The sequence below is a fragment of the Cohaesibacter intestini genome (genome assembly GCF_003324485.1).
In the GTDB taxonomy this organism is placed as follows: Bacteria; Pseudomonadota; Alphaproteobacteria; order Rhizobiales; family Cohaesibacteraceae; genus Cohaesibacter; species Cohaesibacter intestini.
Genome location: NZ_QODK01000002.1, coordinates 877,977 through 902,473 on the forward strand (window position 1 = coordinate 877,977; position 24,497 = coordinate 902,473).

Here is a 24,497-nt window from a genome sequence, read left to right on the forward strand (position 1 = left end):
TCACTGTCGCGTTAAGAGATGCGCCACCTTTTAAGAACAGCCTGTCTCACTTTTGTGACAATGAGGGAAAAAGCCACCCATACGCTTGCAGACATAAACAAAAGGAGGGCCGAATGGCCCTCCTCTACACAGTCAAAATCGCATGAAAGCAAAGATCAGTATTTACGATCGATTGGATCGTCATTGGCGAACAGTGGGTCCGGTTTCCACTTGTACCGCATGGCGACACTGACGATATCGGCAGCGGAATCCGCGGTGCCGGCATAGCTGATTGCGCCACCACCGATCGCACCGGAAACTTTGACGTCATCCTTGATGAAGAGATGGCTATAGCCGACATCAACCGAGAATTTGTCGCTGACATTGTAGGACGCACCAAGGCTGGCCCACAGACGATCCGCATCCGGCAGACGCAGGTTGCGGTGATTGTCTGGAATAGGAGATTTCTCCCAACCAAGACCACCACGCAGCGTCAGATTTTCATTATGCTTATATTCGCCGCCAACAGACGCATACCAGCCATCCTTATAGCCGAAATGCAGTGAAGTCCCTGCAGGGCTGCCGTTGATCGGAATCGGGTCCTTGAGCTCGCTCCAGCGGGTATATTCAAAGCCAGCGAGGAAAGCAAAGCGATCCGAGATTTCCTGACGCAAGCCAACGGTGACCGATGTCGGCAACGTCAGATTGGCAGTAATTGGTGCAGTGAAGGTAGCAGCTGGCAATGGAGCAGCGGTGTTCAGATATTGGGTGCCCGCCAGATTGAACTTGGTTTCGTGCCGATAGCCGATACCGATGGTGGTGCCTTTGCGTGGCGTGATGGTGATACCGGCACTGAGGGTTGGAGCCCAGTCATCCCCTTTAAGCTCTTGTGCCAGAACGCCAGGCTGAGCCGCAGTCATACGCACATCAGTATACATGGCACCGACGCCAACACCGACGCTGAAAGCATCGTTGATGCGGTAAGCAATATTCACCTTGGCGTCCATGGTGAAGATCTTGGACGTCGCGGCATGGAAGGAAGATCCTGATGGGTTCCGGGCTTTGGTGGCCATGCCATAAGGCGCGTTCACACTCAGACCGACAAACAAATCATCGGTCAACTGCGCACCCATATAGGAAGCAGGCACAAGCGCATCCAGACCGACATCGCCGGGATCAGCAGTACCAAAAGAGCCGGAGGTCAAATTCACGTCGGTGCGTGGGATGACGAAGCTGGCAACGCTTTCGGTGCTTATGCCGCCAACCTGCGTCAGGGTGGCCGGGTTCCAGAACATCGAAGACAGGCCGCCACCCGCCGCGATACCGGCGAAGGACGCCCCTTGCCCGATAGCACTCTGCTCGCGCAGAGCGAAGCCGCCGGCTTCAGCGCTGGTTGTCGATACAGAAGCAACTGCGCCAACCAGCGCAACAGACGCAACAGTGCTTCTGAGAAGCTTTTTATACTTTTGCTGAGACACGAATTCCTCCATCACCCATATGTGTTCTTGTGCCAATTGTGGCATTTTGGTGAAATGTCACACAGGCAAATTCCCCAAATCAAGCCCCTCGAAAGGCCCTGCGCGGCGGAATGCGGCAAATTGTCAGGGAAATGGACATTCCGATCCGGCAAAAAACTAACACCCGTTCTTTGAGTGACAGCACTGTCCAAAAATGAGCTGAAATTTCATGAAAACTATCATGCACTTACAAAGCGCCAAGTTGCATCCAATGCCCTGTGCGGAACCTCCTTCCCTAAGGAGATACCCTTACGTCACTGAAAAGCTTAACTTTTTGTGAAAAATCGGGGATAACTTTACCAAGCGACCAAAATCGTCACATCTGTTTCACCAGAAACAAAGTCTTACCTTTACGTAAGTCTAGATTCTTCCCGATAGCCTGATACCGATCCGCCCGGTCTACTAAAGCGCCTTGCTGCGATTTTCGGCCTTGCGGGCGACGCCCAGTCGCCTCTCGCGTTCAACCACGAACAAACCGGCCAAAATCACGATGGTACCGCCAAGCAGAACGGTGTTTGAGGGATATTCATCAAACAGCAAAATGCCCATCAGAACCGCCCAGACCATGTTGATATAGTCGAACGACGCCAACAGCGAGGCTTCCGTCAAACGGAACGCCTGCGTGGTCAGGATTTGCGCCACACCGCCCAGCAACCCTGCAAAGACGAGCAGGAGAATGGTCTGCCAATCCGGCAAGACCCATCCCCAATAGAGACTGATCAGCGAAAAGGCCGAGGCGGTGACGAAGAAATAGAACATGATCGCCGCATTCTTCTCGGTCTTTGTCATCTTGCGCACGAGGATCGCGGCAAAGGCCATGAAGACCGTGGATATCGCCGCCAGCATTGCTCCCAGCATGCCGGTCTCACCAATCGGTTGCCCCAGCCGCGGATACAGAATAACCAGCACCCCGACAAACCCGACACCCACCGCACTCCAGCGATAGATCCCGACATCTTCCTTCAGGACAATCGCCGCCAGCGCCACAATCATCAATGGCGTCAGAAAGGATATCGCCGTGGCTTCGGGCAGTGGCAACATGCTGATAGCTGTGAACCAGGTGAACATCGCCGAGGCACCGATCACCGACCGGCGCACATGCATCCACGGATTGGCGGTGCGAATACAATCACGCCAATCCCCCTGCATAACCGCCATCACCGCCAGAGGGATCAATGCAAAAAAGCTTCTGGCAAAGACGATCTCTCCGGTGGGAACCACCGTCGCAGCATGTTTGACAATGGCGATCATCACCGCGAACAACATTGTCGCCAAGAGCTTTAATCCGATACCAACAAGCGAAGTCATGAATACATCCTACCAACACGCGCAAAGCGATCCTGTTGGTTCACAAAGGCCGGTTTATGAAATGGTCAAGACGCAATGGAATGCCGTATCAACACCATCGCCAATGAAGGGACATACAACCTCTCGCTTTTGCATGCGGAAATCAAGGCAAAAAATCGGCCATCCATTCAGGCCTTACCCACGCCTTGTCCCACGGTATCGGTAAAGACAAATCCCTATAGCCTTTTGCTTTTCCATTCCGGACCTGATAGTTTGAAGCCATTCCCAGTTCGGCGCGCAACCGACACCGACGATCCCCCGCATTTGATATCCTTCTCAGACTTCTGACAAAGTCGTGAGTCAGGCGCGCGTCATCAACGCAAAAACTCGGCCCCCTATGCCCCATACGCAAGATATGATCCGGCGTTTCAACGCCAGCTCGGACCCGGTCAGAGCTCTGCTGATGCTATTTGTTTCCATGATATGCTTCGCCATCTGCGTTGCGATGATCAAGCAACTCGGTCAGCGGATGCATGTTGCTGAGATTATTGCCCTGAGACAAATCTTCATGGTGCTGGCGCTGGTGCCTGCGGTCCGACAGGCCCGCCTTCACAGCTGGATGCTCCATCGGCCGGGCTTGCTAATGCTGCGCAGTTCGATTGCCTTTTTCTCGATCCTGTGCGGCTTCACAGCAATCATCAACCTGCCGCTTGCCACCGCAACGACCCTGAGCTTCAGCCGTACCTTCTTCATCACCGTCTTTGCCGTTCTGATCCTCAAGGAAACAGTCGGTCCGCGCCGGATCGGCGCTCTGCTGATCGGCTTTCTGGGTATTCTGATCATTGCCCGCCCGCTGGATCTGGTCAGCCAGGGCCTTTCAGGCATCGACGTCAATATCCTGCTGGCAGTCATTTCGGCGGCAGGCATTGGCATTGGCCAGATCATTGTCCGCATTCAGGCCCGCGCAGACTCACCGGTTCTGATGGTGACCTGGCAGGCCATTCTGATCGGTCTTGCCATGGCTCCGATCGCCTATTGGAACTGGGTGACCCCGACATGGGCAGAATGGGGCATCCTGATCATGGTTGGAATCCTGACCAGCTTTGCCCAATGGACGATGGTCAATGCGTTCAAGCTGACCGAGGCCACGTTCCTTGCCCCCTTTGACTATTTCCGGCTGATCCTGTCCGCCCTGATCGGTTGGCTGGTTTTCAATGAATGGCCAGATTCCTACACATGGCTGGGTGCGGCCATCATCTTCCTCTCCACCTTCTACATCATGCGCCGGGAAGCCAGCCTGAAACGAAAGCGCCCCGAACCTGTCAGCCTGAAATGAAAGATGAAAGTCCCAGCTGACACAAAAATGCCGGACATTGTCCGGCTTGCACGATCCATCCAAACCGAACAAGAGGCAACCTGCAAAACAAGGTCAAACTCCCCCGCCCCGAGCTTCCTCTCAGGGTTGGCATTCACATCGAAAAGTCAGGGGGCCATCGCGCCTGTTTTGCAGTAAATCGGTCCGAGCGGCTCAACGACAAACCGTCCTCCCACGCGAGGCCTCCCTTTTCGCATTCTATTATTGTTGCAATCGCGCAGAAACCTGATCCAGAAGCGTAAGGCGTGTTTTTTTCAAGTCCTCCAAGTGGAAGTCAGAAGCATGTTTTTCCTCATGCTCGATTCTAATAATCGCGTCATTCACTTTCGAATATTCAGCTGCAAGCCTCAAGAAATCGTCGTCCTCGACCAGAAGGGCTTGCAATTTCTCAACATCCTCGGGAAACTCTTCCCGAAGCTTGTGCGTTTCGTGAAACATTGTCTTCTTCTCCCTATTGCTGCCCTTTGAGTGTGCGCCCCCCCTACCGGACGGACTTTGAAGCAGATCAATATGAGGGGAAATTTCAAAAAAACTAAAGTATATATCCCAGTCTGTTTTTGGGTTCTATCTGTCCAAAAGACCAGTTAGCCATGCACATTCCTGATAGCTTGAAAAATGCCCTGCAAAAAACAACAAACCCCAGCCTTTTCCGGTGGTTTGGGCGATATGGCAAACTGCCCGACAGACGGCGGGATCTATGTCCTGCTGGCACGATTGGAGCAACCTTTGACGATCACCCGGCCGCGTTTGGCAGAGCTGGAGCCGGGACTGTATGTCTATGTCGGCAGCGCTTATGGGCCGGGTGGCCTGCGATCCCGTCTGGCCCGTCATTTGCGACCCAACAAGCCCCTGCGCTGGCACATTGACCAGATCACCACCAGAGCTGAAACAAAATATGCCATTGGCTGGACGGATGGTAAGGAGTGCGAATTGCAGGCTGCTCTGGCGGCAGGTGGCAACATCACCTACCCATTGCCGGTCTTTGGCAGCTCGGATTGCCGCAGCTGCCCCTCGCACCTGCTCAGGATCATCCTCTGATCGTCATCAGACCCGTTCAAGCGGTTTGTGCGGTTCGGGCGGCAGGATAAAACTGATCCTGTCACCGGGCTTGACCACACCACCCGCACGGACAATGCCCATCACCCCGGCCTTGCGAATAAGGCCTCCCTCGTCCCCCTTGACCAGCATCACCGACAGCAGTCCCGGCTGCCAGTCATTGATCTGCTGGCAGGGATTGCGCAAGCCAGTCAATGTCACCTCGGCCGTCGCACCAATCCGCAACAAGGTGCCTGTCGGCAGAGACAAAAGGTCAATGCCGGACGTGGTGATATTCTCCCCCAAATCCCCGGCCTCGACGCTAAATCCCTTCCCTGCGGCCTCATCAAACAGCTCGCTATGGATCAGGTGCACCTGCCTGAGGTTAGGCTGCGTGGGATCAACCCGCACCCGCGAGCGATGCTTCACCGTCTCCCCCATGTGAGCATCTCCTTCCACCCCCAATCCCTCAAGCAGTCGGATCTCGGTTTGGAGGGCTTTGGAAAAACCATGATGATCACTGGAAGCGACGGCAAGAATGGTTCCGTTGGGGCGGGGCATGAGGCACGTCTCCAATGAAAAAACTGACGGGAAAGAAAAAGGGCGGGATGTCTCCCGCCCTTTTTCGCATGGGATTGATCTGTTGATCAATTCAAACTTGTTTGTGCATTCTGAATCTGCTTTTCGCGGCGGGTCATCAGCTTGTTCAAGGCCGACACATACGCCTTGGCAGAAGACACCATCGTGTCGGTATCGGCCGAGCGTCCAGTCACGCGATTGCCATTCTCATTCAGACGGCACGCCACTTCAGCCTGTGCATCGGTTCCTTCAGTCACCGCACTGACCTGATACAATTCCAGCCGTCCTTCATGATCGATCATCTGTTTGATGGCATTGAAGATGGCATCCACCGGACCATCGCCCGTTGCTTCCTTGGTTACATGGCTGCCGTCGATATCCAGCGTCACAATCGCCTTCTGCACGCCACCCGTGCCAGCAATAACGGTCAAAGCGATCACCTTGATCTTCTCGGATGCCCCGGCCACTTCGGTATCGACCAGAGCCTCGATATCCTCGTCGAAAACATGCTTCTTCTTGTCTGCCAGATCCTTGAAGCGATTGAAGGCATCCTGCAAGGCATTCTCGCCCAACTCATAGCCCAATTCTTCCAGCTTCTTCTTGAAGGCATGGCGGCCGGAATGTTTGCCCATCACCAAATCAGTGCCAACAACACCCACATCTTCCGGCTTCATGATCTCGTAGGTTTCGGCATTCTTCAGCATGCCGTCCTGATGGATGCCGGACTCATGGGCAAAGGCATTCTTGCCGACAATCGCCTTGTTATACTGCACCGGGAAGGCAGAGACCGCCGACACCAGCTTTGAAGCACGCGTCAGGAATTTCGGTTTGATATTGTTGGCATATGGATATTCGTCATTGCGGGTACGGATCGCCATCACGATCTCTTCCAATGCCGCATTGCCGGCCCGCTCGCCCAACCCGTTGATGGTGCACTCGATCTGACGCGCCCCACCCTTGACCGCAGCCAGAGAGTTGGCCACAGCCATGCCCAGATCATTGTGGTTATGGGTCGAGAAGACCGCCTTGTCGGAATTTGGCACCGTCTCGATCACCCGCGAGAACAGCGACCGGATCTCGTCCGGCGTGGTGTAACCGACAGTGTCGGGAATGTTGATGGTGGTAGCGCCCGCATTGATCGCGGCTTCCACACAACGGCACATGAAATCGAATTCCGTCCGGGTACCGTCCTCACAGGACCATTCCACGTCATCAGTCCAGTTGCGGGCACGGGTGACAGATTCGATCACCTTTTCATAGACCCGGTCCGGCTCCATCTGCAGCTTGTATTTCATATGCAGCGGGCTGGTGGAAATGAAGGTGTGAATGCGACCGCGCTTGGCATGCTTGATCGCCTCCCCTGCTCGATCAATATCCTTGGCCCCGGCACGCGCCAAGCCGCAGACCACGGCATTTTTCACCGCTTTGGCAATTTCGGATACGGCTTCAAAATCACCATTGGAAGCGATTGGAAAACCCGCCTCGATCACATCGACACCCATCTCGTCGAGGATGCGCGCCACCTGCAACTTTTCTTCCAGCGTCATGGACGCGCCGGGAGATTGTTCGCCATCGCGCAAGGTGGTGTCAAAAATGATAATATTGTCAGTCATCGAATTCGTCCTGATTTGGCCGCCCCAGTGGAAATGCAGATCTGAAAACTGGTCACGCGGCGAGAAAGTATCTGGCTGCTTGAAAAGTCATCCCCTGAAGATCCGCCGCCGATCGTTTCGGCGCCTGTCGATGTTCAGGGGCAGATTAGGAGGAGACCGGACTGAAGACGTGCGAGAGCGCTGGGAGCCTGCAGCTCAACCAAGGCAGTCTGACCAATTTTGCTCATCTGAGCGGTCATATTGTCTCTCACGGTCTGTCGACCACCAATCGTGGTCATTCATAGTCTGATGGCAAAGTTCTAACCGAACAATAACAACACCACAAGCATGAATTTTGAAATATTCCAATAGAAAATGCTGCCAAAAGCGATATGGGGCTGCAATCAATACAAAAAGGCAACGAGGGTTATGGCAATCAAGCGCACTGCGATCCAATCCCTCCGTAACCACAAGTAGGCCTCCCGGACGCGTGCAACAACCGCATTAACCTCTCAACAAGCATTCTGCAAAAATGTTTGATTATAAGTGCTTGGCAATATTCTCCCGCAAGTTTCCCTTAACTCTTAGTTAGTACGATAATTCGAAAATAAAAACAAATTTGCTCAAAAAAATTGGGCACTGACGACCAGAAGACAATACAAACCAGCCAATGACCACAAGGACCACCAATCATGCAGCTCCTTGCAAATCTCAGGATGACCCAAAAGGTCACCTTCATGATCACGGCAGCCGTTCTGGTTTCCATGATCTCCCTCGCGACTGTCACTTGGGTTATCATCGACGGAAAGGTCCGATCCGATGTTGTGGAACGGCAAGCTGCCAGCATTCGCGCTGCCGCCCAGATTTTCGAATCCAACGTTTCCGGCGCATCGATTTCTCGTGATAGCAAAGGCGACATCACGCGAATTTCCATGGACGCCCTTCCGACCTTTGAAAATCATGACATGATCGATTTGGTTGGCTCGGTCACTGGTGAAACCGCGACGGTCTTTGCATGGGATGAAGAAAGTCGCGATTTCTGGCGCAAGACCACCAACATTAAGAAAGATGGAGGGGCGCGCGCCGTGGGCACACCACTGGGTCAGAAGGGTGCTGTCTATCCGGTGATCATGGCCGGCAAGGCCTTCAATGGCGAAGCCATCATTTTGGGCAAAGCCTACTACACGCTCTATCAACCCATTTTCGATAACAGTGGCAAAGCCATCGGTATTCTTTATGTCGGCATCGAACGGGCCAACGTCGACGCTGTGCTCTATGACATCACCACAGCTCTGCTGATTGGCTCCCTGATTGTTGCTGCCGTCATTCTTGCCTTCGCCTTCGTCGTCGTCAGCCGCATGATGAAACCATTGCCAAAGCTGACTGGCATTCTGGTTGGTCTGGCGCGCGATGAAGAGGCCTCGCATATTCCGTTCCGCGATCGCAAGGACGAAATCGGTGATATGGCCGCCGCCATCGAAGTGCTCAACCAGCACAACATCCACCGCCATTCCCTCGAAGCCGAGAAGAGCAAGGACGAGAAGGCGCGCGCAGAGCGCGAGCAGTCCATCCTGCGTATGATCGGTGATTTCGACGCCAACATTCAGTCAGCACTGAAAGTGACCCGCGAAAACACCCAAACCATGGAAGGCACCGCAGAGCGGTTGTCATCCATCGCGGAAAGCACGTCCAGTCAGACCAACGAAGCGTCCAGCATTTCCCATGAGGCTGCCAGCAATGTGCAGGCCGTGGCATCTGCCGCTGAAGAGATGGCTGCATCGATCGAGGAAATCACCCGTCAGCTGGGTCAGACCCAGATCGTGGTCAACCAGACCACCGAAGAAGCCCGTATGACCAACGACAAGGTTTCAAGCCTTGATGCCGCAGCCCAGAAAATCGGCGTCGTGGTCAGCCTCATTCAGGATATTGCCGAACAGACCAACCTGCTGGCGCTCAACGCCACCATCGAAGCGGCCCGCGCCGGAGAGATGGGCAAGGGCTTTGCGGTTGTGGCAGCGGAAGTCAAGGAGTTGGCCAACCAGACCTCCAAGGCAACCGAGGAAATCTCGTCTCAGATCAGCGGCATTCAGAATTCCTCGAAGGAAGCCGTCTCTGCGATTGCCAAGATTGCCACGACGATGGATCAGGTCAATGAATATACCAATTCCATCGCCGTTGCCGTCGAGCAACAGAGTTCGGCAACCTCCGAGATTTCGAGCAATGTTCAGCAGGCTTCACAGGGCACGCAATTGGTGACCGAACGGATTGCCTCGGTCAATGGGTCAGTCACCGAGACCCACCAGTCCGCCACCAGCGTTCTGAACGCGTCTCGCTCGTCGGCAGAACAGACAGCCCTGCTCAATCAACGCATAGAGGCCTTCCTGAAAGACATTCAGGCAGCCTGATCCAACAGTTGGAAACGGAAAGCAATCAGACAAACAAAGGCCCCGCTTCCCTTGAAGAGCGGGGCTTTTTCATGGCTTCATCCCGAGCCGGATCAATCTTGCGTCAGACTGGAGAGATAGGCCGCTGTAGCGGACGGAATGGTCCATAGAGATGCCTGCCCGGAGTCGACACCGTCCGCAGCTTTGGCCATCGAGGCCTGTGCCAGTGCAATATGGCTATAGGTAGGATTGTCTGATCGGAAAGAGGCAATAGCCTCATTCAGACGCGCCAGATATCGATCCATATCGCCCGCCAGAAAATGATCCCAAACCTTAGGCACCAGAATGACGTCAAGCGGCACATTGTCAGCCTTCATCGCGCCTTGACGCGCCTTGAACAAAGCCGTTGTCGGGTCAACACTGCTCGGAGCAACCACCAAAACCGCCACTGAAGTCGCTTTGGACAAAGCAATCGCATCAGCCAGAACCGCGTCAGCCAGAATCTGATCGGTACGCAACACGGCCTGACCGGACGAATGCATCTTGTCTGCCACCGCACCAATGCTCGAGCAGGTCAGCAACACCAGATCCGCCTCAGCCAGCCCCTCATTCAAGGCAGCAGCAACATCGTCTTCAAGCGCAGGGCTGACGCCACCCTCGTCCGTTGCACGTGCCAACAAATCCGGGCGCACCTGATGACAGGAAACATCAAAGCCAGCAGCCACAGCTGCCGCATCAAAAGGCGCAACATTGCTCTCCACCGTATGCAGAAAAGCCAAACGGTCAACCATCAAATCCCTCCCCTGAGGTCAGATATAAAGTGCGCCGGATGCAACCCGCACGGCCTTGCCGCCGATCCGCGCTGCCTTGATGGCTTCCCCTTCCACATCCAGTTCAAGATGGATGATCGATGGCCGCTCCATCTCGAAGCCCTGCTCGATGATGTAGGCGTTGGACCCTTTCATCGGTCTGTCAAATTTCCGAATGACGCCGCTGAAGGCCGCAACAGCCGACCCGGTGGCAGGATCCTCGACAATCCCCATACCGGGCGCAAACATCCGCGTATGAAAATTCGAGGTGTGTTTGACGGTCTCCCGGCTGTAGACAAAGGCATCATTATGGGCATGAGACCCAAAGGCGGTGTTCCAACTCGGTATCACCGGCTTGGCCCGCTGAACCGCATCAAGGTTTTTCAGCGGCACCATGGCAAAAGGAACACCGGCGGAATAAACCGTCGGCACGTGATTTTCGAAGCCGATATCCTCGATATGCAGCCCCAGAGCGGCCGCAATCTCGTCTTTCGAACCAAGCGCCATGGCCACCGGTTCAGCCTCCTTGGGCAGTTCAAACACCGCCTCCCCGCAGCCATCAGGATCGATTTTGACAGCACAGCGCACCAGCCCGATTTTCTCCTCGAGCACCACCATGCAATCCATTTCCTTTTTCACTTCGGCGCATTTTTCCAGCCCCAGAAGCACTGCCGTGCCCACCGTGGGATGCCCGGCAAAAGGTAACTCAAGCTGAGGCGTGAAGATACGCAAGGACGCATTGTGCGCCGGATTGCTGGGAGCGCAGACAAACACTGTTTCAGAGAGATTGAACTCTTTGGCGATTTTCAGCATCTGCTCATCCGACAGGCCTTCGCTGTCCAGAACCACCGCCAGCGGATTGCCCGCCAACGCCTCATCAGTGAAGACATCAAGGATAGAATAGCGTCGTGCAGATTTGGACATGGCAAGATCCTGCAATCATGAAAACGGGGAATTTACAGCTTAGGCGCAAAGGCGCTCTTGTACCAGCGCTCAGCCCCTTGCTTGGCTTATTTCAGCCCATCAAATCAAGCTAGTTTGAATCAATCCTTAACAAGGCACAAATCAAAAATCCCGGCCACGTGGACCGGGATTTTCCAAAAGTGTCTCAGCAGAAAAAGCTTAGTTTTTCGACTTGTCCACCATGGCTTTTTCCTTGATCCAAGGCATCATCTCACGCAACTTGGCGCCGACTTCCTCGACCTGATGGGCATCATTGCGGGCACGCACAGCCTTGAAGGAGGTCTGGTTGACCTTGTTTTCCAGCATCCAGTTGCGCACGAAGGTGCCATCCTGAATGTCGGTCAGAACTTTCTTCATCTCTGCCTTGGTGTCCGACGTGATCACCCGTGGGCCGGTGACATATTCGCCATATTCAGCGGTGTTGGAGATGGAGTAGTTCATGTTCGCGATGCCGCCTTCATAGATCAGGTCAACAATCAGCTTCATTTCGTGCACGCATTCGAAATAGGCCATTTCCGGAGCATAGCCAGCTTCGACAAGCGTTTCAAAACCGGCACGCATCAGCTCGACAGCACCGCCACACAGAACAGCCTGTTCACCGAAGAGGTCGGTCTCGCACTCTTCCTTAAAGGTGGTTTCGATAACACCTGCACGGCCACCGCCATTGGCGGATGCATAGGACAGAGCCAGATCATGGGCATTGCCGGTTGCGTTCTGAGCAATGGCGATCAGGGTCGGCACACCAGCGCCGCGCAGATATTCACCACGAACCGTATGACCTGGGCCCTTTGGAGCCACCATGGCAACGTCGATGTCAGCGCGTGGCTCGATCAGATTGAAGTGAACATTCAGACCATGAGCGAAGAGCAGCAGAGCGCCTTCCTTCATGTTGTTGTGCATGTCTGCATAATAGATGTCAGCCTGCAGCTCATCCGGGGTCAGCATCATGACAACGTCGGCCCAAGCGGATGCTTCAGCAACGGTCATGCATTTCAGACCTTCGGCTTCAGCTTTCTTGCGCGTGGAAGATCCTTCACGCAGAGCGATAGCGAGATTGGCAACGCCGGAGTCACGCAGGTTCAGAGCGTGGGCGTGGCCCTGGGAGCCATAACCAACGATGGCAACATTCTTGCCCTTGATCAGATTGATATCCGCATCGCGATCATAATATACGCGCATTATATTTTCCTTTTCCCTCGCTGTCGGCTTCGAAAGTTTCCCGAACAGCCTCTGAATTGGTCGAAACAGAAAGATTTGAACCACGGCCTAAAATAAGTGTTAGCCCACGTCAAGTCCAAACCATGTGAGACGACACCGAAAGGCGTCGCGAATTTTGTGTTTGCGGCTCGGCCATCAGCCTTCGCCGCAGAAATGAGAGCCTAACTCTCTCCCATAGAGACCTGAAAGCGTTTGACGCTTTCGGCAAAGCCGTAAATCAGCGCATCCGCCACAAAACCATGACCGATCGAGACTTCCTCGATATAGGGCACCCGTTCGATCAGAGCAGGCAGATTGTCCGGTGTCAGGTCATGCCCCGCATTAACCAGCAGTCCAGCCGCACGCGCGGCCTCGGCGGTTTCCACCAACACATCAAGGCAGGCCTTTTCTGCCGCCTGATCGTCATAGCAGGCCCCGTAAGGACCGGTATAGATCTCGATCCGATCCGCCCCGACAGCAGCCGCCTTGGCAGGCTGGGCCGGATCCGGGTCAACAAACAGCGACACCCGCATCCCGGCCTTTTTCATCCGCATAACACAAGCACGCAACAAAGCGTCATTGGCTTCGAAATCCCAGCCATGGTCCGAGGTCGTCTGCACCGGATCATCGGGCACGAACAACACCTGATCGGGCTTGGCTTCCTCGCACAGGGCAAGAAAGCGCTCGTCCGGATAGCCTTCAAGACACAGTTCCTTGGCAGGAAAATCGCCTCTAATCATCTCTGCCAGATCCCGCACATCCTGTCGGCGAATATGGCGCTCATCGGGGCGAGGATGCACCGTGATGCCCTTGGCTCCCGCCTCCAGCGCCAGCCGGGACAGCCCCGTCACACTTGGCCATGGCAGGTCGCGTCGGTTGCGCAGCATGGCAACCGCATTCACATTGACACTCAGTCGCGTTTTCATTGGCATTCATTCCATGATCAAAGCTTCATCGGCGACCCGGATCAGGTCTTGTCCCGTCCGCGCCTTAGAGCAATCACCCCGGTCCGGCACACCTCGACAAGGCCGAGCGGTTCCATGATGGTGATGAATTGCTCAATCTTCTGTGTCCGTCCGGTCAGCTCGAAGACGAAATGCTCCTGTGTCGCATCGATTACCGAAGCGCGGAAGGCATCTGCCAGACGCAGGGCTTCCACCCGCTGTTCGCCAAGGCCGGTCACCTTGACCAGAGCCAGTTCGCGCTCCAACGGCTTGATTTCACTCAACGACAGATCAGCCACCTCGTGAACTGGAATGAGCCGTCCCAGCTGGGAGCGGATCTGTTGCAGGACCTGAGGCGTTGCGGTGGTCACGATGGTGATACGGGAGATATGCTCCTCGTGTGAGGTTTCCGAAACAGTCAACGAGTCAATGTTATAGCCCCGTCCGGAGAAAAGGCCAATAACACGCGCCAGCACGCCGGGCTCGTTATCAACGAGCACCGACAAAGTGTGAGTTTCTTCCACAGTCGAGACTTCTTCGATGAAATAGGCAGATCCTTGTTGCATCTTGCCGTTCCTTCTCTTGAATTCAAATGTCGGTGATACAGCGATCAGACCAGCTTCTTGCCAGCGTCTCCGATTGCGGTTGCGATTTTCTCTGCATCCTCTGCTTCGTCAGACAGCAGCATGTCATTATGCGCCCGACCCGACGGGATCATCGGGAAGCAGTTGGCAAGCTTGGCCACACGGCAATCGAACAGAACCGGCCCATCATAGGCAATCATTTCATCGATGGCTGCATCCAGATCATCGGGATGATCACACATGATGCCATGGGCACCATAGGCGTCCGCCAGCTTGACGAAATCCGGCATAGCCTCAACATAGGAGTTCGACATCCGGTTGCCATGCAGCAGCTGCTGCCACTGGCGCACCATGCCCATATATTCGTTATTGAGGATCATCACCTTGACCGGCAGGTTATACTGCACACAGCAGGACAGTTCCTGAATGGTCATCTGGATCGACGCATCCCCGGCAATGTCAATCACCAGACTGTCGCGATGTGCGGTCTGCACGCCCATTGCCGCCGGGAAGCCATAGCCCATGGTGCCAAGCCCACCGGAGGTCATCCAGCGATGCGGCTCTTCAAAGCCGAGGAACTGCGCTGCCCACATCTGGTGCTGGCCCACCTCGGTGGTGATATAGGTATCCTTGCCCTTGATCTTTTCATTCAGACGCTGCAACGCATATTGCGGCATGATCACATCGTCATTCGGGCGATAGGCAAGGCAGTTGCGCTTGCGCCAGATCTTGATCTGCTCCCACCAGTCGGCGGTTTCCGACTTGGCCGGTTTCTTGCCACTGGCCCGCCAGATGCGGACCATGTCTTCGAGCACATGACCGACATCGCCGACAATCGCCAGATCCACCCGGACGATCTTGTTGATCGAGGAGGGGTCGATATCGATATGGATCTTTTTCGAATTGGGCGAGAAGGCATCAAGACGCCCGGTGATGCGGTCATCGAACCGTGCCCCGATACACAGCATGACGTCACATTCATGCATGGCCATATTGGCTTCATACGTGCCGTGCATCCCCAACATCCCGAGCCATTCGTCACCAGAGGCCGGATAAGCCCCCAGCCCCATCAGGGTCGAGGTGATCGGATAACCGGTCAGGGAAATCAGCTCCCGCAGCATCTGACAGGCTTCAGTACCAGAATTGATGACGCCGCCGCCGGAATAGATGACGGGTCTCTTGGCGCTCAGCAACATATCAACGGCTTTGCGAACGCTTTCCAAGTCCCCCTTGACCTGCGGATGGTAGGTCTTGTGGCTGATGTTGGACGGACCATGATAGGTGCCGGTCGCGAACTGAACATCCTTTGGAATATCGACAACAACCGGCCCCGGACGCCCCGAACGGGCAACATAGAAGGCTTCATGCAGAATGCGCGGCAGATCCTCGATATGACGGACCAGATAATTGTGCTTGGTGCAGGGACGAGTGACACCGGACGTATCGCATTCCTGAAAGGCATCGCTGCCGATCAGTGCAGTGGGCACCTGCCCGGTGATGCAGACCAGTGGAATGGAGTCCATCAGCGCATCGGCCAACGGGGTCACGGCATTGGTGGCACCCGGACCGGAGGTTACCAATAGCACGCCAACTTTGCCGGTGGAGCGAGCATAGCCTTCGGCCGCATGGCCTGCACCCTGTTCATGGCGCACCAGAATATGCTCAATGTCTTCCTGCTGAAAAATCTCGTCATAAATCGGGAGAACCGCTCCCCCGGGATAGCCAAAGATATGGTCAACGCCCTGATCTCTCAGAGCTTGGATAACCATTTCAGCACCAGTCATCTGACGTGTCATTTATCCATTCCTTAAACTGACTTTGGTCCTGCCGAACACTTCGACTTTGCTTGAACACACATAACAGTCTTGTGTTTCCTGCGGGCAATAAAAAAGGGCCCTCAAAGGCCCCAGATGCGCACCACCATTTGCAACGGTCAATCAACCATCGCAGCGGCGCGCCTTCCCACTAGAATCACAAGAATATTTCGCATAATAAGCTCAGTCTTTTCGTTCGTTTCGCGTGGCACGTTAGTCCCTCCCCTCCATTAGGTCAACCCGCTTTAAACAGGATTCTTAATTCTTAGGGTAATTTTCTACACTCTTTCCTCGCCTTTGCTTTTCAATTCTATCAAAAAATGCGCAATGGCAGCCTCGGCAGTCTCAAAATGCGGCCATTTGTCCATCTGATTGCGGATCCATGTCATTTGCCGTTTGGCATAGCGACGTGTGTCCCGTTTGCAAAGGGCGATCGCTTCGTCATACGAGATGCGACCGTCTGCAAAGGCATTGAGATGCGCCACCCCGATGGCCTTCATGGCGGGCAGGTCCGGGTCGATCCCCAAAGAGGCCAGATGTCGCGCCTCCTCAATGCCGCCCAGCTCCACCATTTGGTCAAAGCGCTTCTCGATCTTGCCATAGACCAGTTCGCGCGGTGGCAGCAGCACCATCCGCATCGCATCCTCCACGATGGAGGTGTCATGACGCATGGCATCCTCCGCCTGCCAGTCGAGCAGGGATTTGCCAGTCTCCTCAAGAATTTCCAGTGCCCGCAGGATTCGCTGCCCGTCGGCCGCCTTCAGGGTCGCTGCCATCGCTGGATCACGGTCGGCAAGAATGGCATGCAGTGCCTCCGGGCTACCGAGGCGGTGAAGCTCTCCCGCCCAATGGGCCCGCACTGCATCGGACACCTCGGGAATGGCATTCAATCCCTCAAGCAACGCCTTGTAATAGAGCCCCGTGCCGCCAACAAGGATCGGGCAGCGGCCGCTCGCGCGCACATCCTTGATCGCCGCCACCGCGTCATCCAGCCAGCGTCCCACCGAATAACGCTCGGATGGATGCACATAGCCATAGAGCCGATGCTCGATGCCCCCCATTTCATCGGCTGTCGGACGGGCGGACAGGATCAGCATTTCGTCGTAAATCTGCATGGAATCGGCGTTGATAATCACCCCGTCCACCATTTCCGCCAGACGCACCGCAAGAGAAGACTTGCCGCTTGCCGTTGGCCCAGCTATCAACACCGCAGAAGGCGCAGAAGAGAATTTTGTTCCGTCTGTCATCGTCCGATCATTGCCGCCTCCTCAAATAGGGAGGCACCAATCCTTGCTGGGGGATCCATGTCTTTCACTCTGACCGTCATCAGCGCACCGGCAAAGCCTGCCGTCACCACCGACCTCGTGGCCAAGATCCGCTCTGTCATCAGGGTCGATACAGACTTTACATGGCTTATGGAAGGGGTTGCATGCGATTTTGTCATCCCGGCCCACCCTGATTATGCCAATTTGCGGGCCGAACTGCGTGTTGCCCTCAGCAATGCGGGCGTCGACATGGCCCTGCAGCCCAGCGAAGGCCGCAAGAAAAAGCTGCTGCTGGCCGACATGGATTCCACCATGATCCAGCAGGAATGCATCGACGAGCTGGCCGACGAAGTGGGCCTGAAAGACAAGGTCTCCGCCATTACGGCACGCGCCATGCGCGGCGAGATTGACTTTGATCCCGCGCTGAAGGAACGCGTTGCCCTGCTCAAGGGGCTGGACCTTGCTGTCGTCGATCAGCTATTTGCCAAGCGCATCACCTTCACCCCCGGCGGCAAAAGCCTGATCCAGACCATGAAGGCCAATGGCGCCTATTGCGCTTTGGTCTCTGGTGGTTTTACCCATTTCACCGCCAAGGTCCGCGAAAGCCTCGGCTTTGACGAAGACCGCGCCAACATCCTGCTCGAAGCAGGAGGCAAATTGACCGGCGAGGTCGGCATACCGATCCTTGGCAAGGATGCCAAAAAGCAGCGCCTTCATGAATTGATCGCCGAGCTGAACATCACCGCAGCCGACAGCCTCGCGGTTGGCGATGGTGCCAATGATCTGGCCATGATCCAGGATGCGGGCATGGGCGTGGCTTTGCATGCCAAGCCGAATGTCGCCGCGCAGGCCGAGTTTGTCATCGACCATGGCGACCTGACCGCGCTTCTCTTCCTGCAAGGCTATAAGGCCTCGGACTTCATCACCACCTGAGAGACAAAGCCGCTGCCTATCCGCGTTCATCCTTGGGAGACGACATCACCGCATAGCTAGTGATGGACGTCACCTGAGGCAGCGCCCCCAGCACATCTGTGTGAAACCGTTTGTAGGCCGCCAGATCAGCAACCTCGACCCGCAGCATATATTCAATCGTGCCGGTGACATTGTGGCATTCCTTGACCTCCCGCGCCGCCAGAATGGACCGCTCAAACGCCAGCTGTGATGCCTTGGTGTGATCCTTCAGCCCCACCCCGATCAGCGCCACAAAGCTGTTGCCAATCTTGGCCGGGTCAATCACCGCCCGATAGCCTGTGATCACCCCCTTCTGCTCCAGATCCTGCACCCGGCGCAAAACAGCCGAGGCTGACAGCCCGACCCGCTTGCCCAGTTCGGTATGCGTCATCCGGCCATCGCGGCTTAACGCACGCAAGATTTTTTCGTCAAAATGGTCCATAGATCACAAACTATGCGATTTACGATCCAGCTGCACGTAATTTTGCAGAAATTCTCCATCAAATCGCCGCTAATCTTGCGCCATGACATATGAAACGCTCTTTCCGCTGGTGCTTTACGCCTTCTCAACCTCCATCACCCCCGGTCCCAACAATCTGATGCTTATGTCGTCAGGGGCCAATTTTGGCCTGACCCGAACCCTGCCCCATCTGGCAGGAATTTCATTCGGCTTCACCTTGATGACGGTGGTAATCGGCGTCGCCTTGATGGATGTGCTGGCAGCCCATCCCGCCATTCTTCAATGGCTGAAAGTGATCTGCTTTGGCTTTGTGCTTTATCTGGCATGGCGCATTCTCACCTCTTCCGCCCCAGATCCAGAGCACAGCAAACGCGCCCGACCGCTGGCCTTTCACGAGGCCGCTGCCTTCCAGTGGCTCAATCCCAAGGCCATAGCCATGGCACTGACCACCATCACCGCCTATACCCAGCAGCAGTCCGTCTGGTCGATCTTGTTGGCGGCAAGCATATTCGGGCTGATCAATGCGCCCTCTTGCAGCGTTTGGATTCTGCTTGGTCAAAGCCTGCGCAGAGTTCTGCAGCGCCCCGCAACCCTGCGATTGTTCAATGCCGCAATGGCCAGCCTTCTGGTGCTATCAATGGTGCCTTTGCTGCTCAGTCTGGGCACCTGATAGGCTCTCGCCCTACTCCAGCTTGAGCGGCACAAAGACCAACTCACCGCCATCGGGCCGCGCCAGCAGCAACACGATGGTGGTCTTGCCCTCGGCCTTCAGCGCCTCGACCCGCTCGATCACCCCTTCGGGCGTCGAGACAATTTCCTGATTGATCTCGACAATCACCATCCCCGGCACAATGCCCTTCTGGGCTGCAAGGCTGTCAGGCGCGACCTGATGCACAACCACGCCTTCCACCTGATCCCCCAGATTGTGCCTCTTGCGTTCAGCTTCCGTGAGGTCCGTCAGCGCCATACCGAACAGAGAGGCCTGCATTGCCGGTGCTTGCTTCAGTCTGGGCAGAGACGTCTGGTTTGCTTCCAAATGTCCCACCACAATCGGCAACACCATTGTGTGCCCTTTGCGCACCAGACGCACCTTCACCTGATCGCCAATAGCGCTTTCAGCCACCAGCCGGGTCAGATCGCGCACTTCATGGATGGCCTTGCCATCATAGGAAAGAATGACGTCGCCGGGCTTCAGGCCGGCTTTTTGTGCCGGGCCGTCCTGATTGACCCAGGAGACCAGAACGCCACTATCCTGCGACAGGCCAAGCCCCTCGGCCAGATCTTGTGAAATCTGCTGAATGCGAATCCCGAGCCAGCCACGGCGTGTTTCGCCGAAGGATTTGAGCTGATCCACCACCCGGCGTGCAATGTCTGCCGGAATGGCAAAACCAAGGCCGATAGAGGAACCGGTCGGCGAGATGATCGCCGTATTGACCCCGACCACATTGCCATACATGTCGAACAGGGGACCGCCGGAATTGCCCCGGTTGATTGCGGCGTCGGTCTGGATGAAGCTGTCATAAGGTCCGGTATTGATGTCCCGATTGCGGGCCGAGACAATGCCGACAGACACCGAGCTGCCAAGACCGAACGGATTGCCAATCGCCATCACCCAGTCACCAACCCGCACATCTTCATCAGTCGCAAAGGAAACGACTGCCAGTGGTTCGGTCACTTCGATCTTCAGAAGCGCCAGATCGGTTTTGGTATCGCGTCCGACAAGCCGCGCCTCGTGCCGCGATCCGTCGGCCAACTTGATGGTGATCTCATCGGCTTCGGAAATCACATGATGGTTGGTGACAATCAACCCTGAAGCGTCGATGACAAAGCCAGATCCGAGCGACTGCACACTTTGCTTGCGGCTGCCCCCCTCACCATTCTGTTCGAAGAAATCCTCGAAAAATTCCTGAAAGGGAGAGCCATCAGGGACCCGTGGAATGGGAATGCTCGATTTGGCATCCACCACCGAACGGGTCGATATATTGACCACCGCCGGCATCAAACGGTCTGCCAGATCGGCCACGGAACGCGGGCCGGTCGCTGTCTTGTGCCCGGCCTTGGCCAGATCTGCACAAGCAAGCGAGACCAAAGCAGCCAGCAGAACCACCGATAGCGAAGGAATTTGGCGGGCAACCGGCCTCAGTCCCTCGCTGACAAACGCGCGAAAAATCATCCCAGTCCCCCTCGCCAAACCGGTTGATCGCATCAACCCAAAGCAAAAAACGCCCCGGCCTGCATCCCACAGAGCCTCAACCAAAGCCAGCCCCAGCCTTGTCAGAGCTAAGCTTACCAGATTCAATGCGTTAGAAAAGTCGCGACTTAGCCGCGGATAAGATAGATGATCACCACACCAATCAGCATGGCCATCAGGCCGCCCGAGCGCAAACTGTTGCTGGGCAGGGTCAGAACCTCAAAGATCATGCGCTTCATCAGATCGGGGAAAGCCGCATAGACCAGCCCCTCAAGAACCAGAACAAGGCCAATTGCGACGAAAAAGTCAGACATGGAGGTCCTTCATAGTCTTTATTCTTCGGATCTGAAAAGACCCTGAATGCAGCTGCGGCCCCTTTTGAGGGCCGCAGACTTGATCATTATTATTACTGAGGCTTGGCAGCACCGTCAGCACCACCAAAGTAGCTGAAGAATTCCCCATCCGGGGTCAGCACCAGGCGGGTGTCGCCTTTTGCAAGGCTGCGCTCATAGGCCTGCATCGTACGATAGAATTCGAAGAAGCTGGCATTCTTGCCATAGGCTTCCGCAAAGATATTGTTTCGCTGAGCATCGCCCTCACCGCGAATGACCTCGGAATCACGCCGGGCATTGGCGATGATAACGGTGGCATTACGGTCAGCGATAGAGCGGATCTGCAAGGCGGCACGATCACCGTCGGCACGAATACCATTGGCTTCCTGCTGACGCTCGGTCTGCATCTGACGATAGACCGCTTCAGAGTTTTCCTTTGGAAGGTCTGCACGACGAACCCGGAAATCAACCACTTCGACGCCGAAATTCTTGGTCTTTCCGTCGATATCCTTGCGGATTGCCTCGATCAGATCCTCACGCTTGTCACGCACAATGTCCTGAAAATCGAAGTTGGCAGCAGCTGCACGCAGGGACGAATCCATGAAGGTGCGCAACTGGTTTTCGAAGTTGGACATCACCTTCGCACGCTGTTTGAAGCGCAGCGGCTCGATGATCCGGTAACGGGTGAAGGAATCGATGATCAGACGTTTCTTGTCGGACGCGATGACCTCACGTTCGGACAGCTCGAGATATCGGGCGCGCTTGTCAAGATATTCCACATTCTGGATGAACGGGATCTTGAAATAGACACCAGGCTCACGCTCGGCATTGACGATCCGGCCAAACTGCGTCACCACAGCCTGCTCGTGCGGATAGACGAAATAGACCGACAGAAACAGCACAACGGCCACAATTGCGGTCAGAATGAGGGAAAAAATTGCTTTTACAGACATGATTAGTTCCCCGCTTTCTTGGTCAATTCATTCAAGGGCAGGTACGGCACGACGCCGGAGCCATCCTTGCCGCCATTGTCGAGAATGATCTTCTCGGACTGGCCCATGACCTTTTCCATGGTTTCAAGATAAAGACGCTTGCGGGTGATTTCCGGCGCCTTTTCATATTCCCCAAGAACTTTGGAGAAGCGATCGGCCTGACCGCGTGCTTCGGCCACCGTCTGTTCACGATAGGCATTGGCAGCTTCCAGAATCTGGGCAGCCTGACCCTGTGCCTGTGGCACGACCTTGTTGGCATAGGCCTGTGCTTCGTTCTGCAAACGCACATTATCGGCCTTCGCCGCCTGCACGTCACGGAACGCGGCCACCACCTCTTGCGGAGGCTCGACACCCTCAAGCTGAATCTCGACGATGGTCACGCCGGTCTTGTAATCATTCAGCATCTTCTGGGACAATTCCTGAACGGCCAGCTCAACCGCGGTACGGTTACCGGTCTGGATCTCATCCATGGTATTGCGGCCAACGATTTCGCGCATCGCGCTTTCGACGACCTGCTTCACCGCGACTTCTGGCTCTGCCACATTAAACAGATATTGCGCAGGATCGCTGATATTCCACTGAACCTTGAAATCCACGTCGATGATATTCTCATCCCCGGTCAGCATCAGGCTTTCTTCAGGCACGTCCTGCACGCGGGTACCGCGCGAAGACGAAAACTGCCGAGCACCGACATTGATTTCGCGGATCTGTTCCACATTGACGATTTCCGTGCGACCGACGGGATAAGGGAAATTGTAGTTCAGACCGGAGCCGGACACTGCCGACGTCTGACCGAGCATCAGTTCAACACCGAGCTCACCCTCTTTGACCGAGTAGAAACCGGTCAGCATCCACACAGCAATGGCACCAAGCCCGAGGAGGCCAATACCTTTGGCGCCGAGAGAACCGCCGCCCGAACCGCCACCACCGGGGAAGGCTTGCCGGAGACGTTCCTGGCCTTTGCGGATCATGTCTTCCAGATCAGGCGGATTGGATCCCGGTTTCTGAGGGCCTTGCCCCCATGGTCCGCCATTCCGTCCGCCGCCGCCGTTGCCCCAAGGGCCACCGCTGCCGCCACCACCATTCTGATTGCTCCAAGGCATAGTCTATCCTTATTCTAGGAACCGATTGAGCGAAACTTCGCCCAGTTGATCATCCAAGCCCTCCCGGACTTTGACAACATATGGGGAGAATTACGCAACTCTTCAAACTCGACTTTGGTGACAAATTGGGAAGCAACTGCCGTAAAATCAAGGCTTAACTCGCGATTTTCAGCCCTTGGACCGAATTAAGTGAGGAAAGCCGGTTTAATTTCCCTTACCATCGCCAAAACGGGCAAAAGTAGCGCACACTTCTTTGCCCTTTGTTACGGTCTGTCAGGACAGTCAGACCACCCCTGTCACACGCCACCTTCGGAAGCTGCATCCATGAACAAAACGGACCGCCCCATTGCCGAGCTGAAAAATATGGGGCCGAAAACCAGCGTCTGGCTGGCGGAAATCGGCATCCATACGGAGCGGGACTTGCGCCAACGCGGCATCATCGACGCCTATATCGAGGTGAAGGCCCGCAATCCGCGTATCGTCAACCTGATGATGCTCTGGGCCTTGCAAGGCGCACTGATGGATATCAATTGCCTGCATTTGCCTGATGAGATCAAGGCAGCACTGAAACAGGATCTGATAAACCACACCTGACTGACAAGAAATCAGGCCCGGCGCTCATAGATCGCAAACCGCATCGGCGCACTGTCCTTCTCCCCCTGCACCGGATCTTCGATGCTCACCTGACGCCACACCGCTGCATCAATCAACGGCAGGAAGGTATCCCCGTCCGGTTCGGCCTCGATATGGGTCACATAGAGGCGATCCGCCCGCCCCCAGAGCGCGTTATAGATCGTTCCACCGCCAATCACCGCAATTTCATCGACCTGATCGTCAGACGCGATGGTCTGGGCCATGGCAAGGGCTTCTTCGATATCCCTTGCGACCCGGATGCCTTCGGCGGCAAAGGTTGGATCTCGCGTCACCACGATGTTGGTCCGTCCAGGCAAAGGTCGCCCGATCGAGGCAAAGGTCTTGCGGCCCATGATCAATGGCTTGCCCATCGTCATCGCCTTGAAGCGCTTCAAATCGCTTGAGACATGCCAAGGCATGTCATTGTCTTTGCCAATCACCCCATTGCTGGCAACCGCATAATGAAAGACCAGCTTCGCTGCCTTTGGCTCCACCATAGCCCAACCTTTCT

At 55.4% G+C, this 24,497-nt stretch carries 24 protein-coding genes; 6 read left to right on the forward strand and 18 right to left on the reverse strand.

What is annotated here, in order from left to right:
- Nucleotides 1–155: 155 nt before the first annotated feature.
- Nucleotides 156–1,457, reverse strand: a complete 1,302-nt coding sequence (locus tag DSD30_RS09615) for an OmpP1/FadL family transporter (RefSeq protein ID WP_157967634.1) — start codon at nucleotides 1,455–1,457, stop codon at nucleotides 156–158.
- A gap of 441 nt (nucleotides 1,458–1,898) precedes the next feature.
- Nucleotides 1,899–2,804 (reverse strand): DMT family transporter, encoded by a 906-nt coding sequence (locus tag DSD30_RS09620; RefSeq protein ID WP_114009402.1) that lies wholly within the window; start codon nucleotides 2,802–2,804, stop codon nucleotides 1,899–1,901.
- A gap of 442 nt (nucleotides 2,805–3,246) precedes the next feature.
- Between DSD30_RS09620 and DSD30_RS09630 the strand changes: the two genes are divergently transcribed.
- Entirely contained in the window at nucleotides 3,247–4,119 is an 873-nt protein-coding gene (locus DSD30_RS09630) for a DMT family transporter (protein WP_171021910.1), read from the forward strand.
- A 240-nt stretch (nucleotides 4,120–4,359) separates the two neighbouring features.
- Here DSD30_RS09630 and DSD30_RS09635 read toward each other — a convergent pair whose 3' ends face one another.
- Entirely contained in the window at nucleotides 4,360–4,596 is a 237-nt protein-coding gene (locus DSD30_RS09635; RefSeq protein WP_114009405.1) for an HP1242/YdcH family protein, read from the reverse strand.
- A gap of 177 nt (nucleotides 4,597–4,773) precedes the next feature.
- Between DSD30_RS09635 and DSD30_RS09640 the strand changes: the two genes are divergently transcribed.
- Entirely contained in the window at nucleotides 4,774–5,196 is a 423-nt protein-coding gene (locus DSD30_RS09640; protein ID WP_198662888.1) for a GIY-YIG nuclease family protein, read from the forward strand.
- 6 nt (nucleotides 5,197–5,202) lie between these two features.
- Here DSD30_RS09640 and DSD30_RS09645 read toward each other — a convergent pair whose 3' ends face one another.
- Both DSD30_RS09645 and DSD30_RS09650 read right to left on the reverse strand, forming a co-directional pair.
- Nucleotides 5,203–5,754 (reverse strand): MOSC domain-containing protein, encoded by a 552-nt coding sequence (locus DSD30_RS09645; protein WP_114009406.1) that lies wholly within the window; start codon nucleotides 5,752–5,754, stop codon nucleotides 5,203–5,205.
- A gap of 86 nt (nucleotides 5,755–5,840) precedes the next feature.
- Nucleotides 5,841–7,385, reverse strand: a complete 1,545-nt coding sequence (locus tag DSD30_RS09650) for a 2-isopropylmalate synthase (RefSeq protein WP_114009407.1) — start codon at nucleotides 7,383–7,385, stop codon at nucleotides 5,841–5,843.
- Between the two features lie 671 nt (nucleotides 7,386–8,056).
- On the opposite strand from DSD30_RS09650, the gene DSD30_RS09655 reads away from it, so the two are divergent.
- Nucleotides 8,057–9,769, forward strand: a complete 1,713-nt coding sequence (locus tag DSD30_RS09655) for a methyl-accepting chemotaxis protein (RefSeq protein ID WP_114009408.1) — start codon at nucleotides 8,057–8,059, stop codon at nucleotides 9,767–9,769.
- Between the two features lie 92 nt (nucleotides 9,770–9,861).
- On the opposite strand, the gene DSD30_RS09660 is transcribed toward DSD30_RS09655, so the two are convergent.
- The 7 genes from DSD30_RS09660 to miaA form a co-directional block, all read right to left on the reverse strand.
- A complete protein-coding gene (locus tag DSD30_RS09660) occupies nucleotides 9,862–10,539 on the reverse strand; it encodes an Asp/Glu racemase (RefSeq protein WP_114009409.1) in 678 nt (225 codons plus the stop codon).
- 18 nt (nucleotides 10,540–10,557) lie between these two features.
- Nucleotides 10,558–11,481, reverse strand: coding sequence for a PhzF family phenazine biosynthesis protein (locus tag DSD30_RS09665; RefSeq protein WP_114009410.1), 924 nt, complete (start codon nucleotides 11,479–11,481; stop codon nucleotides 10,558–10,560).
- A gap of 198 nt (nucleotides 11,482–11,679) precedes the next feature.
- Nucleotides 11,680–12,699 (reverse strand): ketol-acid reductoisomerase, encoded by a 1,020-nt coding sequence (gene ilvC, locus DSD30_RS09670; protein WP_114009411.1) that lies wholly within the window; start codon nucleotides 12,697–12,699, stop codon nucleotides 11,680–11,682.
- Nucleotides 12,700–12,899: 200 nt separating this feature from the next.
- On the reverse strand, nucleotides 12,900–13,643 hold the full coding sequence (locus DSD30_RS09675) for a pyridoxine 5'-phosphate synthase (RefSeq protein WP_198662889.1): 744 nt from the start codon (nucleotides 13,641–13,643) through the stop codon (nucleotides 12,900–12,902).
- A 41-nt stretch (nucleotides 13,644–13,684) separates the two neighbouring features.
- Nucleotides 13,685–14,227, reverse strand: coding sequence for an acetolactate synthase small subunit (gene ilvN, locus DSD30_RS09680; protein WP_114009413.1), 543 nt, complete (start codon nucleotides 14,225–14,227; stop codon nucleotides 13,685–13,687).
- 44 nt (nucleotides 14,228–14,271) lie between these two features.
- A complete protein-coding gene (locus DSD30_RS09685) occupies nucleotides 14,272–16,041 on the reverse strand; it encodes an acetolactate synthase 3 large subunit (RefSeq protein ID WP_245418414.1) in 1,770 nt (589 codons plus the stop codon).
- A gap of 296 nt (nucleotides 16,042–16,337) precedes the next feature.
- Entirely contained in the window at nucleotides 16,338–17,306 is a 969-nt protein-coding gene (miaA, locus tag DSD30_RS09690) for a tRNA (adenosine(37)-N6)-dimethylallyltransferase MiaA (RefSeq protein WP_114009414.1), read from the reverse strand.
- Between the two features lie 57 nt (nucleotides 17,307–17,363).
- Here miaA and serB point away from each other — a divergent pair, with 57 nt between their 5' ends.
- Nucleotides 17,364–18,257 carry a phosphoserine phosphatase SerB gene (gene serB / locus DSD30_RS09695; RefSeq protein ID WP_114009415.1) on the forward strand — a complete coding sequence of 298 codons (894 nt, stop codon included), beginning with the start codon at nucleotides 17,364–17,366 and terminating at the stop codon, nucleotides 18,255–18,257.
- A 16-nt stretch (nucleotides 18,258–18,273) separates the two neighbouring features.
- On the opposite strand, the gene DSD30_RS09700 is transcribed toward serB, so the two are convergent.
- A complete protein-coding gene (locus DSD30_RS09700) occupies nucleotides 18,274–18,717 on the reverse strand; it encodes an Lrp/AsnC family transcriptional regulator (protein ID WP_114009416.1) in 444 nt (147 codons plus the stop codon).
- A gap of 82 nt (nucleotides 18,718–18,799) precedes the next feature.
- Here DSD30_RS09700 and DSD30_RS09705 point away from each other — a divergent pair, with 82 nt between their 5' ends.
- Entirely contained in the window at nucleotides 18,800–19,405 is a 606-nt protein-coding gene (locus tag DSD30_RS09705; protein WP_114009417.1) for a LysE family translocator, read from the forward strand.
- Nucleotides 19,406–19,417: 12 nt separating this feature from the next.
- Here DSD30_RS09705 and DSD30_RS09710 read toward each other — a convergent pair whose 3' ends face one another.
- The 4 genes from DSD30_RS09710 to hflK all read right to left on the reverse strand — a co-directional run bounded on the left by DSD30_RS09710 (nucleotide 19,418) and on the right by hflK (nucleotide 23,353).
- Nucleotides 19,418–20,908 carry a Do family serine endopeptidase gene (locus tag DSD30_RS09710; protein WP_114009418.1) on the reverse strand — a complete coding sequence of 497 codons (1,491 nt, stop codon included), beginning with the start codon at nucleotides 20,906–20,908 and terminating at the stop codon, nucleotides 19,418–19,420.
- 146 nt (nucleotides 20,909–21,054) lie between these two features.
- Complete coding sequence (locus tag DSD30_RS09715) at nucleotides 21,055–21,240, reverse strand: DUF2065 domain-containing protein (protein ID WP_114009419.1); 186 nt, start codon at nucleotides 21,238–21,240, stop codon at nucleotides 21,055–21,057.
- A 92-nt stretch (nucleotides 21,241–21,332) separates the two neighbouring features.
- The gene (hflC, locus tag DSD30_RS09720) at nucleotides 21,333–22,211 is read right to left on the reverse strand and encodes a protease modulator HflC (protein ID WP_114009420.1); all 879 of its coding nucleotides are present in this window, start codon (nucleotides 22,209–22,211) and stop codon (nucleotides 21,333–21,335) included.
- Nucleotides 22,212–22,213: 2 nt separating this feature from the next.
- The gene (hflK, locus tag DSD30_RS09725; RefSeq protein WP_114009421.1) at nucleotides 22,214–23,353 is read right to left on the reverse strand and encodes an FtsH protease activity modulator HflK; all 1,140 of its coding nucleotides are present in this window, start codon (nucleotides 23,351–23,353) and stop codon (nucleotides 22,214–22,216) included.
- Between the two features lie 324 nt (nucleotides 23,354–23,677).
- Between hflK and DSD30_RS09730 the strand changes: the two genes are divergently transcribed.
- Complete coding sequence (locus tag DSD30_RS09730; RefSeq protein ID WP_114009422.1) at nucleotides 23,678–23,947, forward strand: TfoX/Sxy family protein; 270 nt, start codon at nucleotides 23,678–23,680, stop codon at nucleotides 23,945–23,947.
- 11 nt (nucleotides 23,948–23,958) lie between these two features.
- Here the strand turns inward: DSD30_RS09730 and DSD30_RS09735 are convergent, their stop codons facing one another.
- Entirely contained in the window at nucleotides 23,959–24,483 is a 525-nt protein-coding gene (locus DSD30_RS09735) for a dihydrofolate reductase (protein ID WP_114009423.1), read from the reverse strand.
- Between the last annotated feature and the right edge of the window lie 14 nt (nucleotides 24,484–24,497).